This window comes from Sphingobacterium sp. JUb20, from assembly GCF_004342035.1.
GTDB classification, from domain to species: domain Bacteria; phylum Bacteroidota; class Bacteroidia; order Sphingobacteriales; family Sphingobacteriaceae; genus Sphingobacterium; species Sphingobacterium anhuiense.
Genome location: NZ_SLYV01000006.1, coordinates 71,542 through 86,611 on the forward strand (window position 1 = coordinate 71,542; position 15,070 = coordinate 86,611).

At 34.9% G+C, this 15,070-nt stretch carries 8 protein-coding genes; 6 read left to right on the forward strand and 2 right to left on the reverse strand.

Going from position 1 to position 15,070, the window contains the following annotated elements; translation table 11 throughout:
- Positions 1-2: 2 nt before the first annotated feature.
- The gene (locus tag EDF66_RS11410) at positions 3-1,883 is read right to left on the reverse strand and encodes an LTA synthase family protein (RefSeq protein ID WP_132842767.1); all 1,881 of its coding nucleotides are present in this window, start codon (positions 1,881-1,883) and stop codon (positions 3-5) included.
- Between the two features lie 338 nt (positions 1,884-2,221).
- Between EDF66_RS11410 and EDF66_RS11415 the strand changes: the two genes are divergently transcribed.
- The 4 genes from EDF66_RS11415 to EDF66_RS11430 all read left to right on the forward strand — a co-directional run bounded on the left by EDF66_RS11415 (position 2,222) and on the right by EDF66_RS11430 (position 6,690).
- On the forward strand, positions 2,222-4,837 hold the full coding sequence (locus EDF66_RS11415) for a valine--tRNA ligase (RefSeq protein WP_132842769.1): 2,616 nt from the start codon (positions 2,222-2,224) through the stop codon (positions 4,835-4,837).
- Between the two features lie 291 nt (positions 4,838-5,128).
- Positions 5,129-6,001 (forward strand): hypothetical protein, encoded by an 873-nt coding sequence (locus EDF66_RS11420; protein ID WP_132842771.1) that lies wholly within the window; start codon positions 5,129-5,131, stop codon positions 5,999-6,001.
- A gap of 131 nt (positions 6,002-6,132) precedes the next feature.
- Positions 6,133-6,327, forward strand: a complete 195-nt coding sequence (locus EDF66_RS11425) for a YqaE/Pmp3 family membrane protein (protein ID WP_021188471.1) — start codon at positions 6,133-6,135, stop codon at positions 6,325-6,327.
- Between the two features lie 69 nt (positions 6,328-6,396).
- On the forward strand, positions 6,397-6,690 hold the full coding sequence (locus EDF66_RS11430; protein ID WP_037525171.1) for a DUF4342 domain-containing protein: 294 nt from the start codon (positions 6,397-6,399) through the stop codon (positions 6,688-6,690).
- A gap of 60 nt (positions 6,691-6,750) precedes the next feature.
- Here EDF66_RS11430 and EDF66_RS11435 read toward each other — a convergent pair whose 3' ends face one another.
- Positions 6,751-7,182 carry a Dabb family protein gene (locus EDF66_RS11435; protein WP_132770829.1) on the reverse strand — a complete coding sequence of 144 codons (432 nt, stop codon included), beginning with the start codon at positions 7,180-7,182 and terminating at the stop codon, positions 6,751-6,753.
- Between the two features lie 287 nt (positions 7,183-7,469).
- Here EDF66_RS11435 and EDF66_RS11440 point away from each other — a divergent pair, with 287 nt between their 5' ends.
- Entirely contained in the window at positions 7,470-12,740 is a 5,271-nt protein-coding gene (locus EDF66_RS11440; RefSeq protein ID WP_132842773.1) for a translocation/assembly module TamB domain-containing protein, read from the forward strand.
- On the forward strand, positions 12,730-15,033 hold the full coding sequence (locus EDF66_RS11445) for a BamA/TamA family outer membrane protein (protein WP_243656035.1): 2,304 nt from the start codon (positions 12,730-12,732) through the stop codon (positions 15,031-15,033). Before EDF66_RS11440 ends, EDF66_RS11445 begins: the two co-directional genes overlap by 11 nt.
- The last annotated feature ends 37 nt before the right edge of the window (positions 15,034-15,070 follow it).

Below are 15,070 nucleotides of genomic sequence, written 5' to 3' on the forward strand. Positions count from 1 at the left end.
ATCTAATATTTTAAAAACTCTTTATACACTTCTTGGTAATAAGCTTTTCCTATATTGAGTAAACTATCTGTTTTTACAGGAGAATAGTCACTATTCTGTTTATAATTAATAATCTTCCCTACATTATCAAAACTCACGACTTGATCTGGTGTAATTACACCAAAAGCATCTTTAGAATTGTAAAACGCAATTTGAGGTGTGGTTGGATTCAATAAGTCGCGACTCCAATGGTATCGAGTAGCCGGAAGATTTAATTGATGAAGCAATGTAGCTACCATATCGGTCTGATTACCGATACGGTCGATTTTTTTACCTCTGAATTCGGGTTTGATTACATCGCCAAAAAATAATAGTGGGATATGAAAACGATGCGGGTTAGACAACTCCCATTTCTCTGCAGGCAACCGGTGTCCATGATCTGCTACAACAACAAATAGGGTATTTTTATACCAGCTTTTGGTTTTGGCTTGATTAATAAAATCATAAACAATCGAATCTGTATAGAAGGCTGTGCTTCTAAATTTATCTGCATTTGATTTAGTCCCAAATTTATAACGCCCTGGCAAGTTAAAGGGTTCGTGATTGATTAGTGTAAAAATTGTTGAAAAGAAGGGGGTTTTCTCGGTATCAAAATCATGTAGCATTCGTTTTAATACAATATGGTCATAGACACCCCATGAAGCCCGTGAAACATCTACACCAAAGTTTGCATTATCGACAACTTTCGAAACACCGTGCATCAACATGTACGATTTAAAATTGTAAAACTCACTTTGACCCCCATGATAAAATGAACCATGGTAACCTGCACTGCTTAATTCTTGACCTACGGCCGGCAAATTCTCATGTTTATCGATATACTTGATAATGCTTTCGGGGCCTTGTGCCGGAAAGGCACTGAATATTCCCACCATTCCTTTATCAGATCGATCTGCGGCCGCATAAATGTGATCAAAAAATACGCCTTGATTAATTAATTTCTCAAAATTTGGTGTAATTCCTTTTTCTCCTCCCATTGATTCAATAAGACCGCCAACAAAACTTTCTAACATGATGACAACAACGTTGGGACGTTTCGTAGTCAATATAGAAACGGATGAATCTGGATTTGCATTAAATGCAGGTTTTAAAGTCGAATGGAGCTGGGCTTCATCATTATAAAACTGATAAGGACTTTTTAACCGGGTACTTTTCGCAAAATAATCCCGCAACAGTGCCCATTGTGTATTTACCGCAGCATGATTATAAAAGCTTTGCTCAGAAAAATAAGCTTTGCTCGGATTTAAAGTTGCTCTTCCATATCCTCCTCTTATAAAAGTAAATAGCAAAATAGCTCCAATCAATAATTTAATAGCATTCTGCCAAGGCAACTTAATATTATAAAAATGCACTTTTTTGAACATCCAACGATATAAAAAATAGCCCACAACGATTCCGACAATCATTCCAAAAACTGGAAAGAATACAGGTGTTGATTCGGCAGAAGCAACGGCTCCAGATGGTGATGCTAAAAAAGCATCAATTGCTCTCTTTGAAATTTTATCGCCCCATTCCCGATAAATATTGATATTAATAAAAGAAACAACAAAATAAATAACGAGCAAAGTGATGGTGTACACATCCAATATTTTTCTTTTATAATGTACAGTCGGTAAAAAAGATAAGATACAGTAGATAAGAAATGGAACTGCACAGATATAGGATACTGCTGAAAAATCTAAACTAAGGCCGTGATAATAGATTTTGAAAATCTCTGAGAAATTTTTCGATCCAATTTTATCAAAAAAAGCTGTTATAAACAGCAATCGATCAATAAAACATATGATGAGCCAAAATAAAAAGTACTGAGTTAGGGCCTTTAACTCATTGGCAATTCTATTCATTTTTAGTATTTATGTAAAACACGCAAATGTACGCTATTTCAGTAATAATAGTCTAAAATGTTATGATTATGTTATAAAAATATTACCATAAGGTCAATTTCAATTTTACAGTAGAAATGGTTGCAAAACCAACACTACAACAATATCATAATCAATACATTAAAGCTTGATAAAATTTAAGATATACTCTTAATTATATATTTATACTTACTAATGTGGTTTTATACGCAATGAAAAGCATAAATGAGTCGTAAACCAATTTTTGAAATAGCAATATTAAACTTCTATAAAACAACTAAATTCGCTAAATTTGCAAACGATTTTGAAAAAAAATTATCATGAGTATAGCAAAAACTTACAATCCTAAAGAAGCTGAAGACAAATGGTACAGCTACTGGATGGAGAACGGATTTTTCCGTTCTACACCTGATGAGCGTGAACCGTACACAATAGTAATGCCTCCTCCGAACGTCACCGGTGTATTGCACATGGGACATATGCTGAACAATACCATTCAAGATGTATTGATTCGTCGAGCACGTATGCAGGGTAAAAATGCTTGTTGGGTCCCTGGAACCGATCATGCCTCTATTGCAACTGAAGCAAAGGTTGTCGCTATGTTGAAAGAGCAGGGAATTGATAAAAAATCATTATCGCGTGAAGATTTCTTAAAACATGCTTGGGAATGGAAAGAGAAATATGGTGGCATCATCTTAAAACAACTTGAGAAATTAGGTGCCTCATGTGATTGGGAACGCACAAAATTTACAATGGACGCTGATTTATCAGAATCAGTGATTGACACCTTCATCAAGTTCTATAAAGAAGGTTACATTTACCGTGGTGTCCGTATGGTAAACTGGGATCCACAGGGAAAAACAGCTTTATCTGATGAAGAGGTAATCCGTAGAGAGGTCAACCAAAAACTATACTACATCCGTTATCAAATTAAGGATTCAAATGAACAAATCATCATTGCTACGACTCGTCCAGAGACGATCATGGCCGATGCAGCTATCTGTATTAACCCTAATGATGAGCGCTATACACACCTAAAAGGTAAATCAGTTATTATCCCATTAATAAATCGTGAGATTCCAATCATCGAAGATGAATACGTGGATATAGAATTTGGTACAGGTTGCCTTAAAGTAACTCCTGCTCACGATTTGAATGATTATGCTTTAGGTCAAAAACATAACTTAGAAATCATTGATTTATTAAACGATGATGGAACATTAAATGCCAATGCTCAAATTTTAGTTGGTGAAGACCGCTTCATTGCTCGTAAAAAAATTGCGAAACTTTTAGAGGAAGTCAATCAGATCGAAAAAATTGAAGATTATAAATCTCAAGTAGGCTTTTCAGAGCGTACTGATGCTGCTATTGAACCAAAACTTTCCATGCAATGGTGGTGCAAAATGGATAAATTAGCTCAACCTGCATTAGATTATGTTGTAAGCGGAGAAGTAAATTTAATTCCAGACAAGTTTACATCCAGCTACAAGCATTGGATGGAAAATGTAAAAGATTGGTGTATTTCTCGTCAGCTATGGTGGGGTCAACGTATTCCGGCATGGTACAATGAAAAAAACGAATGGGTAGTTGCAAAAACTGAATCTGAGGCAATTCAAGAGTTTAAATCTCAAGGTAAAGTTGCTGGTGCGATCCGTCAGGAGGAAGATGTACTCGATACATGGTTCTCGTCTGGTTTATGGCCTATGTCGGTATTCGACGGGGTTCGCAACCCTGAAAATGAAGAATTCAACTATTACTACCCTACAAATGATTTAGTAACAGCTCCCGAAATTTTATTTTTCTGGGTAGCGCGTATGATGATCATGGGACATGCATATACGGGTAAAGCTCCTTTCAAAAATGTATATCTAACAGGTATCGTTCGTGATAAATTGGGCCGGAAAATGTCCAAATCATTAGGAAATTCTCCTGATCCGATCGAACTGATGGCTCAATACGGCACCGATGGTGTACGCGTAGGTATGCTACTTTCTTCGCCTGCTGGAAATGACTTAATGTTTGATGTCTCTTACTGTGAGCAAGGTCGTAATTTTGCGAATAAAATATGGAATGCATTCCGTTTAGTTAAAGGTTTAGAGACTATAGATGCTCCTGCAACTGAAGCTCAGAAAACTGCGGCAAAATGGTTTGAAAGCAAATTTAATGCTACTTTAATTGAGATCGAAGATCACTTTAATCATTATCGCCTATCCGATGCCCTGATGTCTACTTACAAATTAGTATGGGATGATTTCTGTGCTTGGTATTTAGAGCTTGTAAAACCTGCGTATCAAACTCCTCTTGAAACGGAAACTTTTGAAGTGGTAAAGGGATTTTTCAAACGTATACTTACATTGGTTCATCCTTTTATGCCTTTCTTGTCTGAGGAACTTTGGCATGATGAACTATTTGGAGAACGCGATGCAAAAGATTGTATCATTGTTGCAGAGTATCCAACGGTTGGCGCTATCGATCAAAAAATCATTAAGGAATTTACTTTTGTTCAGCAGATTATTTCTGAAGTTCGAAATATCCGTAATACTAAGCAAATTTCACCTAAAATTGCTTTACCGTTAGCTATCAATGCAACAGAAATTGATTTTACAAACTATCAAGAAAGTATTATCAAGTTGGCTAACATTGAAAAACTAACCTTTGTTCAAGAAAAAGTAGCTGGAGCAGTTAGTTTCTTAGCTGGCAAAGAAGAATGTTATGTTGCGCTTGAAGAAAACATAGATGTAGACGCTGAACGTGAAAGAATCACAAAAGAAATCGATTATTTAAAAGGATTTCTCGTTTCTGTAGACAAAAAATTATCGAATGAGCGTTTTGTTCAAAATGCGAAGCCAGAAATTATTCAAAATGAACAAAACAAGAAAGCTGATGCTGAATCTAAAATTAAAATATTAGAAGATAGCTTAGCTAGTCTTGCTTAAATCATTTCAGAATTAAAAATTTAAGAGGGCCAATTTTCATTAAAATTGGCCCTCTTAAATTTTAGCGTTTCATCCCCATAGCCAATGCTACCCTATATTAAAAATATGTGCGTTTAAAGACGATATAAACAATTAAAATTCAAACGCATAGAACTGAACAATATTTTCATTTATAATGATGTGTAAAAATAATTGCATTCATATCCCTAATTGGAATCAAATTTGTCATCTAATTGATTATGATCATTCCAAAATAAGTATTTTACACAAAAAAACTAGATTGTTAAAAACATGAAAAAAAAAGCACTTCTCTTTCTATTTTCAATTACCTTTTTATTGGTTCGTGCACAGGAACAACCTGCAGCGTATGCTGTCAGTGATGAATACACTTTATGGAATTTTCAGAAAGGTGATACAGCTTATGTATTCGCTGACGTGGCATATGTCCGTGAAAATGCGGATACTAAATCGAAGTTGGTCGATTCTCTACAAGAGGGCGCAATGGTTGTTATTAACAGTGAGGGGTACAATGGAAGTACGATAAGAGGATTTTATGCGCCATGGTATAAAATTAGTTTTATAAAAGACAATGTCAAAAAAGAGGGTTTTATATGGTTAGGTTTACTAGCTCTCAACAGCATACTTAACCAGGAGGGCGAACAGTTCATTTATGGTTTTAAAAAATTCAGATCCTTTACTGAAAATTCACCATCTTATTATGACGCCGAACTCAAAGTTTTTGATCGAGAAAAAAAAGTTATTGCGCGCGCTTCATATCAAGCTGAGGTAAATGATCAAACTGGTACCGAGACTAAGATCTTAGGAGGAATGGGATTAAAAAACATTAAAAATATTCATCGTTCTGCTTTTTTAGGTGAGGCATGTGGAATCGCTACCCAATATTACTATTTTGCATGGACTGGTCAAGAATTGATTCATTTCCCAAGCAAAATGACTGTTTCTGATGCGGGGGTATTCTATTACGATGAAACAATCCTATTCCCCTCCGAACATAAAGGTGATCCCACTATGATCTATAAAAAAATAGTTGAGGGCGAAAATATTGATGACAATTTAGATGAGCCGAATTACAAGGAAACAAAAAGTCAAAAGAAATACACCTGGGATGGAAAAACGTTAAGTGAGCTCATCGAAATGAGGTAAGCAATTGAAAGAAGGAATTTATTCACCTTTTTATAACCTATGTTCGCCGATGCTTCTTCTAGGTTTACCTAAAAAAGACGTGAATAAATTATTGTAGGATTTATCTTTGGCTAAACAAAGAAACAAAAGATATGATCTTAATAGCAGTATTATTACCTTGGCTTTCCTTTTTTTTAAGAGGGAAAATATTTTCTGGAATTTTATGTTTGATTTTGCAATGCACACTTATCGGTTGGTTGCCCGCGGCAATATGGGCAGTAGCTTCACGAGTTGATGGTAAAAATAAATCCAGATTTAATCAGTTTAAGCGTGAGCAACGCTTTTAACATTTCTATCCAATTATTTGGACAATAATGATTATATTTATTGGACATCATTTTAAAAATCAAATCATTATGAGCATTAAAGAAACTTTCTCGATTACAGGTGAAAATCTACTAAAGAAGATTAAAGAACTCATTGCGGATGGAAATGTGACGAAAATCAGCATATCCGATAAATCAGGAAAAGAAATCATGAGTTTCCCTGTTACTGTAGGTGCTATAGGCCTCATCTTTGCCCCTATATTTGCAGCAGTTGGTGCTATGGCGGCTTTATTGACAGAATGCAAAATAACTGTCGAACGACAAGAAAAAGATGATAATGACCAAGACAATCAAAATACATCTCAGAGTATTGAAGTAAAATGATAGACATATGAAAGAGAGCACTTATGATCCTCTCTTTCACATTATGCTTTTTATTAAGAACTAGCTAATAACCGTATCTTTTACTTCTACTTTTACCCAATACTTACTATATTGATCAATCCCAGCTAGATGATCTGGATGTTCTTCATATTTTGTAATTGCTTCCAGATTTTCAAAGGTCAACATGATATGATATGAAAAAGAATTATCGACCACTGGTCTTGGATTAGTTTTAGCGGGTTTACCGATATGGCAAGATTGTACTCCTGGCACTTTTTTCAAAATGTCAAAAAACTTTAAAAAATCCTTATCTTCCTCTGCCGTGATTCCTTCTTTTAACCAGAAATAGACGCTATGAAATATAAATCCGGCATTGAATCCGGCTTGTGTTATTGTTGTTTCATTATTACTTTGTGTATTTAGACATGAAGTCAGTACTGTTCCACCAACGCTCGCTAGCGCTAATGAGCTTAAAAATTTCTTTCTTTCCATTTGTTTTATGTTGATTATCTCGAATATACGTAGAAAAAAAGCAAAAAACCAATCTAAAAGCCAAACTTAAAAATAGAGGTTGTATACTAGAAATAAGGCACTATTTTTGATTAATTTCGACAACATTACAAATACTTCTCCCTATATTTAGTTCTTGGAGAAAAACTGGAATATCCATCCTTCTTTGTAATAAAATTAAATGTAAAATAGTAAATAAGATATAAACATAATCACTTGTTTTACGTTATAATAATAAATTAAGGTTTATATAAAGACTAAAAAATATTTTGAATAAATTTAGCCGTATCGCATTAAAGACCCTTTTATGGATTATTGGATCTGTCATTGGACTCTTACTTCTCATTATTTTTTTGATTCGACTTCCTTCCGTGCAAAATTTTATTGCCGGAAAAGTAGCCACTTATGTTGAGGGCAAAATTGGCACGCCCTTTCATATTGGTCGCATCAATATTGAATTTCCCAAAAAACTTGTTTTAGAGAACATCTATCTGGAAGATCAATCTAGAGATACATTAGTAGCAGGTGAGGCCATCAAAGTGGACATCAATATGATGAAACTACTAAAAAGTACAGTAGAAATCCAGCAACTGGAAGCTACTGGCATTACCGCAAAAATACGCCGGTCTATGCCTGACAGCAGTTTCAATTTTGACTATATCATAAAAGCATTTGCGAGTCCTGAAAGTACCAAAGCAAAAACTGATACTTCTTCTGCTATGGTATTCAATATGGACAAAGTTATCTTTGATCGTTTTCATGTGGTATATGCCGATGACGTAATTGGCACGAGCGCTGACGTCTATTTGAAACATTTTGACACCAGGATCAAGAAATTTGACTTGACAAAAAATATGGCATTTGATATGCCAAAAGTTACTATTGATGGCTTAAGTGCATTAGTCACACAATGGAATCCTACCCAAGAAGGCGATGGCCCTAGTGTTGAAGATTTTGGAATTACTGATTCCACTGCAATTGCCACTTCTTTATTACCTGATATTGGTATTAATACGGCAGACCTGCGAAATATTAATGTTCGATATGAAGATAAAGCGGGAAAACTGAGAACAAGGTTTGCCATTCAAAAGCTATACGCGGATATCAATAGTATTGATCTTAATAAGGAAATTGTTTCAATAAAAAAGATTAATTTAGAAGGATCTGATTCACAGGTGTTTTTTGATAAAATAGCAAAAATAACTAAACCAGCCGCAGATAAAAATACAACAGCATCAGCACCATCCAAGGTTAATTGGATTGTTTCTGTTTCGGACATCAACATCAATAATACCAATGTATGGTATAAAGATGACAATCAAGCACGGATGAAAGGATTTGATTATTTCAATATTAAAATCCCTGCGATCAATACTGCGATGACTGATTTGTATTATAGCGCAGATTCAATTAGCGGATCGCTAAAATCATTAACAGCAAAAGATCACTCCGGTTTCGAAATTAAAAATCTAAAAGGTGATTTTATCTATACCAATACAGGTGCTGAGATCAAAAATCTGTATGCTGCAACTTCTAAAACATTATTACAAGATTATATTAAAATATCTTATCCTTCTTTAGAGGCTATATCGGAAAAACCTGAATTGCTTACTGTCAATGCCAACATTAAAAAGAGTCATGTTGATATGCGCGATATTTATTACTTTGCTCCGTTCTTGGATACGATGGAGATCATGCATCCACTCATGAATAAAAAATTCAATATTGACGGAAAAGTAATGGGAAAACTGAACGATCTCAATATCCCACACTTAGATTTCAGCACATTATCGAATACAAAAGTAATTGCCAGTGCTAGACTCAAGGGTCTTCCTGATGTTGATAAGATGTCTATTGACCTTACGCTCAAAAAATTCACAACTGGCCGATCTGATATTGAACAACTTGTTGCAAAATCATTATTCCCTAAAAATCTTGAACTTCCAAATGCAATAGGGCTTACTGGAACATTTAAAGGTGGAATGCAATCATTCAATACCAACCTATCCTTAGTGACAGAAAAAGGAACAGCTAAAGTAAATGGTAAATTTGATATGGCAAAGCGTGATACGACATACGATGCTTACGTATCTATTAAAGACTTTGACATCGGAAAAATTTTGAAACAAGATTCTGTTTTAGGTATCTTATCATTTGAAGCCAATGTAAAAGGCCATGGATTAGACCCTAAAAAAGCGATAGCGAATGTAGACGGAAAACTAATTCGTCTGGATGCTTTAGGATATCAATACCAGAATATCGATATGAATATGAATGCTAATGCAGGCGATATCGAAGCTTCAATTAATAGTATTGATCCAAATGTCAAATTCAATTTAAATGCTAACGCTAATATGCATGCAAAATATCCGAAAGTCGATTTTGAACTGATGGTCGATAGCATTAATTTACAGAATTTAAAGTTAATGGATGATGACTTCCGTTATCATGGCAAAATGGTCGGAAATTTTGAAACAGCAGACCCTAATTTCCTGAATGGAGAAGCACATATCATCAATTCTTCTATTGCATACAATAATGACCGCTACACTCTTGATAGTATTTCAATTATCGCTCGTTCGGATAGCAGCTCAAATCTTTTAATGTTAAAATCTGCCTTTCTAAATGCCCATTTAGTTGGTAAATATAAATTAATGGAGCTTGGTACAGCAATACAAGACATTGCACACGTTTATTATCAACCTGGAGCTCCGGCAACTATTCCAAAATACGAAGATCAACAATTTGAATTTTCTGCTCAGTTGACCAGAACAAAATTTATAAAGGACTTCTTACCTGATCTGACTGAAATGAAAGACATCACACTTGATGGTATGTTTAATAGTAAGAACAAGTTAATCCAGGCAAAGCTCGATGCACCAAAAATTGTTTATGCAGGCACAGATATTAATAGTGTGACTTTTGATCTGACAACAGTTGACAGCACCATGTATTATTCTGCTTTGATTAACAAAATAAAAGTTAGCAACATCGAATTGATCAATACGGTACTCAGTGGTAAAGTCATTAAAAATAACTTAGATTTTGGCGTTTGGATTAAAGACAAAAAAGATAAAGAACAATACCATTTAGGTGCCCATATGAAAGTAGATCGTGGCAACTTTCTTTTTAGCTTACTAGAAGATGGATTAATGCTAAATTATGACAAATGGAATGTCGATAGTACGAATGTTTTATCCTTTGGTAAAGCGGGTATTCAAGCTCATAATTTCATTCTGGAAAACAAGGGGCAGTTATTGGAAATTAAATCACAGGATAGTGTTCTGAATTCACCTATAGATCTACTTTTTAAAAATTTCAGAATTGAGACCCTCAGTAAAATGATTGCTGCTGATGACATGAATATTGGTGGTGGTATTAATGGACAAGCAACGATTTCACGCCTTGAAAGTAACCCTGTCTTTGTATCAGATATTGGAATTGATAAATTTTACTTAGGGACGGATACAATTGGAAATGTCAATATTAAAGTTAATAATGAAAAAGAAAACACGTATGCAGCCAATGTCAGTATTACTGAAAATGGTAATAACGTCAGTTTAATCGGAGAGTTTATAAGTCCTCCAACCGGAGAAGCTACTTTTGATGCTACGCTCAACATTGCTCCTCTAAAAATGAAGACTATTCAAGCTTTCAGCTTTGGGTACTTAAAAGAATCTAAAGGGGATGTCCAAGGAGAGCTTAAAATATCCGGGACGACTGATAGACCTGTTATCAACGGTGATCTGAATTTTAATGGTGCTGAATTTAATGTTGCTATGCTTAATGCGGCGTTCTTAATTGATAACGAAAAAATTAGTTTTGATAATAGGGGAATCTCTTTATCCAATTTCAACATCAAAGATAAAAAAGGCAATACTGGTGATTTGAATGGTACCATTTTAACTAAAAACTATACAGATTATGACTTTAATTTGAATCTTAAGACTGATAACTTTGAAGTTGTGAATTCGACTCGGGAGGATAATGATCTGTTCTTTGGTAAAATGTACGTTTCTTCTGATCTACGTATAAGAGGCACGTTGGATAAACCTGTTGTCGATGGAAATATCAAAGTTCAAGATAAAACTGATTTTGTATTCATTATGCCAAATGATGACCCTGGCATGGTGGAGCGAAAAGGTGTCGTAGAATTTGTTGATAAAAGTGATACAACAAGAGCAAATGTTTTTGCAAAATTGGATTCACTAACAACAACAAAATTAACAGGAATCGATGTGACGCTGAATCTTCAAACTGACAAGAATGCTAAATTCAAAGTTATTCTTGACGAAGGATCTCAGGACGCCTTAAACATCCAAGGTGAAGCTGAATTAAATGCAGGTATCGATGCGAGTAACAAAATCACCATGTCGGGAACTTATACGGTGGACAAAGGAAGTTATTCGTTTTCTTTTGGGCCTGTGAAACGTGAGTTCTTATTTAAAGAAGGAAGTACAATTACATGGGCAGGAGACCCTCTAGATGCGCGAATGGATATCACTGCAGTATACAAAGTCAAGGCCCCTACCCTTGAATTGGTACAAACTCAACTTGGTGCAGATAACTCTAATCTATACAAACAGCGAGTACCATTTAATGTCAATTTATTAATCACAGAAAAGTTATTCGAGCCTAAACTAGGCTTTGATATTGATCTGGATGAAAATAACGCCATTGCGTCTCAAGATGTGGTGAGTAAAGTCAATAATGCCCTTTCACAAATACGAACAGACCCTTCTGAAATGAATAAGCAGGTTTTCTCATTGATCGTGTTAGGACGCTTTTTGGCTTCTAATCCTTTTGAAAGTTTATCTGGTGGTGGCGGTGTCGAATCTATGGCTCGTAATAGTGTGAGTTCATTACTAACGTCACAGTTAAACCGACTAGCTTCGGATTTAATTAAAGGAGTGGAATTAGATTTTGACTTACAATCCGAGCAGGATTTTACAACTGGAGTTGGGGAAACACGTACCGATTTAAATATTGGTGTTTCAAAAATGCTATTTAACGACCGTTTGAAAATCACTATAGGTTCGAATTTTGAAGTTGAAGGGAATTCAAGACCTGGAGAGCAAGCTGCGAATATTGCCGGAGATATTAGTCTAGATTATCAACTGTCTCAAGATGGTCGCTATTTCGCTCGCGTATATCGGAAAAACCAATATCAAGTAACACTTCAGGGCCAATATGTTGAAACAGGTATTGGATTTATCATCAATATGAGCTACAATAAATTCAGAGAAATTTGGATGAATTCTAAAAAATTAAATGAATATAATACCCGAAGCAAAAATTTCCGTAAACGTTTTGACGTAGAACGTATGGAAACCGACTCCGTTTACAGAGATAGCGTCCGCTTTGCAATTCGAGATAGCATGATGCGTAACGATCCTAAGAAATATAAAGAACGTTACTTGGATAGAAAACAAATCCAGCAAACCAAACCAAGCAATAAGACTGATTCAACGAATCAGAAAACAGATACAATAGGAGAAAAAGTGATTAGAAATGAAGAAAGGGAGAATAATGAAAAATAGCAATCAATTTATAGCTTTTGTTGTATTTATAGGGCTTTTCATTGCTTCTTGTTCGACCACAAAAAATTTAAAAGAGGGTCAGTCCTTATATGTGGATGGCCATGTCGATATTGAATCGGATACGATTTCCAAAGAACATAAAAAGGCCTTAGCTACTCATCTGGAACAGGTATTAATGCCCAAACCCAATAAGACACTTTTTGGATGGCGTTACAAACTAGCTTTCAACAATATGGCTGGTGATTCAGTTGGAAAAAATTTCATTCGCAGACAACTAAAAAAAATGGGTGAAGAACCCGTTTTATTGAGTGATGTAAATAGGGAATATAATGAAAACCTGTTAAGAAATCGACTTGAAAATATTGGTTTCTTTAATGCAGAGGTAAAGTCTGACACTACAATTAAGGATAAAGAAGCGACCATACACTATATTGCGACGACTAATCTGATTTATAAAATAAAATCTGTTACGTTTAATGTAGACAGTACGATACAGCTTGGCCGAGATATACTCCTATCTCGTGATAAGTCTCTTTTAAAGGTTGGTAAGCATTATAGTTTAGATGATATCCTGAATGAACGAGATCGGATTGATAATGAACTTAAAAATATTGGGTACTATTATTTCAGTCCCGACTATATATTGGTGGAAGCAGATAGTACAATTGGAGATAATAAAGTCAATTTATATGTCACTATTAAACCTGAAACACCTGTTATAGCTAAATCACCATCCAAGATAAATAATATATACATCTATCCAAATTATACGGACGAAGGTACAGGATATCAACGTGCTCCACGTAATGCGCAATTATTCGATAGTTCATATTACTTTATAGATCCAAAAAATACCTTTAGAAAACCCGTTATAGCTAACCATATCTTCTTTAAAAAAGGAGATCGTTATAATCGCGGTGCCCATAATAAAACAATCAGTCATCTTGTAAATCTAAATAGCTTCAAATTTGTTAAAAACAACTTCGTTGATAGTAAAGATGTCAAAAACGGACTAGATGTATATTACTATCTTACTCCTCTTCCTAAGAAATCTATTCGTCTCGAATTGTTAGGAAAAATGGCTTCGGTATATAATGGATCCGAACTTAATGTGAACTGGCAATTACGCAATGCCTTTAGAGGTGCCGAACTGTTAAGTCTAAATGTGTTTGGTGGATACGAAACACAGACCGGTGGAAGTGTAAGTCTAAACTCAAGCTATTATCGCTATGGTGCAGATCTTACTTTAACGTTTCCCCGTATTCTTTCGCCTTTCAAAATAAATCCCAGTCGTAGATTTATACCAAAAACCTACATCAAAACGGGATTTGAATTCTTAAATAGAACTCGAGCATATACATTACGATCTCTAAAACTAGACTATGGTTATATCTGGCAGGAATCTGAAGAGAAACAACATGATTTGGGATTATTAGAGATTACATATGTACAGCCCAGCCGTATTTCAGATGAGTATAAAGCCCAGATGGATACGGTACCAACGCTAAAACATGCTATAGAACCACAATTTACTATTGGTCCAAATTATAATTTTACTTTATCCAATATGATGAACAAAAATCTAAAAAACACCTTTTATTTTAAAGGAAATTTAGATTTATCTGGTAATGTATTGGGATTGATAAAAGGTGCCAACTACAATGAGGGTAAAACATTTAAATTATTCAACGCTTATTTTTCTCAATATATTAAGGCAAGTGGTGATGGTAGACATTATTTAAAACTAAGTGAAAATTCACAATTAGCATCGCGAGTCAGTTTAGGTCTAAGTTACTCTTATGGTAACTCCCGTGCTTTACCCTATCTAAAACAGTATTATGTGGGTGGTCCAAACAGTATTCGCGCTTTTGCTGCTCGAGCAATTGGTCCAGGAACTTTAAAACCTCAAAACATTGGGACCAATAAATTCTATGCTGATCAAACTGGAGATATAAAATTGGAAATGAGTACAGAATATCGTGCTAAATTGGCTGGTTTTGTCCATTGGGCGGCATTTATTGATGCTGGTAATGTGTGGCTACAAAACACAGATGATGAAAAGCCCGGAGCAAAATTTAGCAAAGATTTCTTGACTGAATTAGCTGTCGGTGGCGGTTTAGGTTTAAGATTTGACTTTACTTTTCTTATATTAAGAACAGATTTTGCTATTCCATTCCGTATTCCATATTTGGATAAAGGAGAGCGTTGGGTCTTGAAAGATATTGATTTAGGAAGTAGCAGATGGCGCAAGGACAATTTAATGTTTAATCTAGCTATTGGCTATCCATTTTAATAAAAAGGAGAACGAAAGTTCTCCTTTTTATTTCCTG